This window comes from Acidocella aminolytica 101 = DSM 11237, from assembly GCF_900129125.1.
Classification (GTDB): domain Bacteria; phylum Pseudomonadota; class Alphaproteobacteria; order Acetobacterales; family Acetobacteraceae; genus Acidocella; species Acidocella aminolytica.
This window is the reverse complement of sequence record NZ_FQVJ01000099.1, coordinates 1-1,271: the sequence shown is the minus strand read 5'-3', so window position 1 is coordinate 1,271 and position 1,271 is coordinate 1. Positions and strand designations below refer to the sequence as shown.

General features: G+C 59.9%; 1 protein-coding gene. It reads right to left on the bottom strand.

Translation table 11 applies throughout. The features are described 5' to 3' along the window. Nucleotides 1-81: 81 nt before the first annotated feature. Nucleotides 82-1,271 (bottom strand): glycerol-3-phosphate dehydrogenase (gene glpD / locus BUB54_RS19775; RefSeq protein ID WP_073212045.1); only part of this gene is annotated, 1,190 nt, incomplete at its 5' end.

Here is a 1,271-nt window from a genome sequence, read left to right as displayed (position 1 = left end):
CTGGTTGTGCCTTGATCAATGGCGCCGACATATTTTGTCATGTGTTGCCGTTTCCTCGTTGTCATTGCAGTCACTATTCCTTCAGCCGGCAGATACGGCCCGGCTCAAATACTCGTCCATACGCGCCGCCGTGCCTTCCGGCACATGCAGCCCCAGGCGTGAACGGCGCCAGAGAATATCCTCCGCCGTGCGCGCCCACTCATGGCGGGCGAGATAAGCCGCTTCGGCCTCACTCACCCCGCCGCCTAAATCCTCGCCCATATTTGTGCCAGCAAAGCGTTCGGCCCGGGTGCCATAAGACCGCACCAGCCGGCGGGCGAGGTCCGGGGACAGTGAGGGAAACCGCCTCCGGAATTCGGAAAGATACTTGTCAAAATCCGCAAAGTCACCGCCCGGCAAAGCCGCCGTGCCGGTCCACGAGGCGCCAACCTGCCGCCCCATCGCGGGCAGCAATTTTTCCAGCGCGTGTTCAGCCAGCTTGCGCGAGGTTGTAATCTTACCGCCAAACACCGAGAGCAAGGGCGGCATGGCGTTGTCATGCTTCAGGTCCAGCACATAATCGCGCGTGACAGCCTTGGCTTCTGCGGCGTGGTCATCATAAAGCGGCCGTACCCCGGCATAAGACCAGACCACATCGGCGGGCGTAATCGCGGTGCGGAAATAACGGCTCACCGCCTCGCAAAGATAAGAGGTTTCCTCGACCGAGATTTCAACCTTGTTAGGGTCGGCGTCAAAAGGCACATCCGTCGTGCCGATCAAGGAAAAATTCCGCTCATACGGAATGACGAAGACGATACGCCCATCAGGATTTTGTAAAATGAAAGCGTGATCGCCCTCATAAAGCCGCCGCGTGACGATATGGCTGCCTTTGATCATGCGCACGGCATTCTTGGTGTTCAGCCCGAGCTTCTGGCCCAGCACCTCCCCCACCCAGGGACCCGCGGCATTCACCAGCGCCCGCGCCTTAAGCGGCCCGGCATCTGTCTCAGCATGCCAGACCCCGCCTTCAGGCCGAGCGGACTTCAGCTTGCAGCGTGTATTAATCACCGCCCCGCGTTCCGCCGCATCCATGGCGTTCAGCACCACCAGGCGCGAATCCTCCACCCAGCAATCCGCATAGGTAAAGCCCCGCTTATAGCTGGGCTTTAGAATTTTTCCCGCCGGATGCACCGCGAAGGATACACCCCGCGAGCTGGGTAGCGTCTTACGCTTGGCCAGATGGTCGTAAAGAAACAGCCCTGCGCGAATCATCCAGGCCGGGCGCAGATGTT